Source organism: Acinetobacter sp. 22323, assembly GCF_052044895.1.
Taxonomy (GTDB): Bacteria; Pseudomonadota; Gammaproteobacteria; order Pseudomonadales; family Moraxellaceae; genus Acinetobacter; species Acinetobacter schindleri.
Genome location: NZ_JBQEOL010000045.1, coordinates 1 through 1,596, shown reverse-complemented (window position 1 = coordinate 1,596; position 1,596 = coordinate 1). Strand labels below are relative to the sequence as shown.

7 tRNA genes are annotated in these 1,596 nt (G+C 40.3%); all 7 read right to left on the bottom strand.

Annotated elements, in window-relative coordinates:
* Nucleotides 1-36: 36 nt before the first annotated feature.
* Nucleotides 37-121 (bottom strand) — tRNA-Leu (locus ACTJIX_RS14805).
* A 39-nt stretch (nt 122-160) separates the two neighbouring features.
* Nucleotides 161-234, bottom strand: a tRNA-Trp gene (locus ACTJIX_RS14800).
* A 35-nt stretch (nt 235-269) separates the two neighbouring features.
* A tRNA-Leu gene (locus ACTJIX_RS14795) sits at nt 270-354 on the bottom strand.
* 332 nt (nt 355-686) lie between these two features.
* Nucleotides 687-772 (bottom strand) — tRNA-Leu (locus ACTJIX_RS14790).
* A gap of 477 nt (nt 773-1,249) precedes the next feature.
* Nucleotides 1,250-1,334: transfer RNA gene (locus ACTJIX_RS14785), tRNA-Leu, on the bottom strand.
* 39 nt (nt 1,335-1,373) lie between these two features.
* Nucleotides 1,374-1,447, bottom strand: a tRNA-Trp gene (locus ACTJIX_RS14780).
* A 35-nt stretch (nt 1,448-1,482) separates the two neighbouring features.
* Nucleotides 1,483-1,567 (bottom strand) — tRNA-Leu (locus ACTJIX_RS14775).
* Nucleotides 1,568-1,596 lie beyond the last annotated feature (29 nt).

The window sequence follows — 1,596 nt, the reverse complement described above, 5'->3', positions numbered from 1 at the left end:
AAAAAAAAACAAGGCATCAACCTTGTCTCTTTTGAGTGGTGGGGACGGAGAGACTCGAACTCTCACACCTCGCGGCGCTGGAACCTAAATCCAGTGCGTCTACCAATTTCGCCACGTCCCCATCGGGTACCAACTTATCGCCGGCTTTCTCAAACTTTAATGGCAGAGGATCAAGGATTCGAACCTTGACGAACGGTTTTGGAGACCGTCATGCTACCATTACACCAATCCTCTACTCGACCATCTCTACTCATTCTCATAAGTAAATTTGGTGGGGACGGAGAGACTCGAACTCTCACACCTCGCGGCGCTGGAACCTAAATCCAGTGCGTCTACCAATTTCGCCACGTCCCCGATGGCTGTGTATATTATAGAGATCATTTCCCTTTGACAAGCCACTTTACAAGCAATTAGAGTCTAATCTGCTATAAATTAAGCAGTTAAATCTATTTTTTTATTTTTCATCAAATTAATACAGAGAAATGCATCATTTTTATTCTTTTTCTATAAATCGATTCATTGCAATCATTTTTCTGTCGCCTCTGCTCGTTCACTTAACTATAGCGAATCAGAGGTTTCTTTATCGTTTCGATTCCAATCACTTGGTCTAATAAAGACTCATTCATCTACTCTGCCAAATTTCAGGCAAAAAAAAACAAGGTATTCAACCTTGTTTTTTTAAAATCTGGTGGGGATAGAGAGACTCGAACTCTCACGCCCAGAAGGCGCTGCGACCTGAACACAGTGCGTCTACCAATTCCGCCATATCCCCGCTGAAATGTATATTATAGAGATCAAGCTTTATTGACAAGCGCTTAAATAAATAATAAAGCCTTATTTAATCAAAAATTAAGCAATTAACTCATCCAAGCATTTTGATTTTCAGATTTTAAAAAATTAAAAACAATTTGATCCAAAAATTTTTATTCATTCAGATTTTCTCAATTGACTCATTGTGAGTGCGCTTACATAAATAATAATACATATGGCCAAGCATTATTAATTTAAAAAACACAATAAATCTTGGCTCTTTTTACCAACTGAATTCTTTATAAAAACTGGCTACCCTTTTCTATCTCCAAGTGAGCAAGAGCTATCCTTTTATGCATTAAACTCTTTGGCTTTTTTCTGGATGATCGATATAGAGTTTAAAAGAACCGTATTTTTTTCAAAAACTGAATTAGAGATGAAAGCTTGCCGTTAAATTTCAGGCAAAAAAAAACAAGGCATCAACCTTGTCTCTTTTGAGTGGTGGGGACGGAGAGACTCGAACTCTCACACCTCGCGGCGCTGGAACCTAAATCCAGTGCGTCTACCAATTTCGCCACGTCCCCATCGGGTACCAACTTATCGCCGGCTTTCTCAAACTTTAATGGCAGAGGATCAAGGATTCGAACCTTGACGAACGGTTTTGGAGACCGTCATGCTACCATTACACCAATCCTCTACTCGACCATCTCTACTCATTCTCATAAGTAAATTTGGTGGGGACGGAGAGACTCGAACTCTCACACCTCGCGGCGCTGGAACCTAAATCCAGTGCGTCTACCAATTTCGCCACGTCCCCGATGGCTGTGTATATTATAGAGATCATTT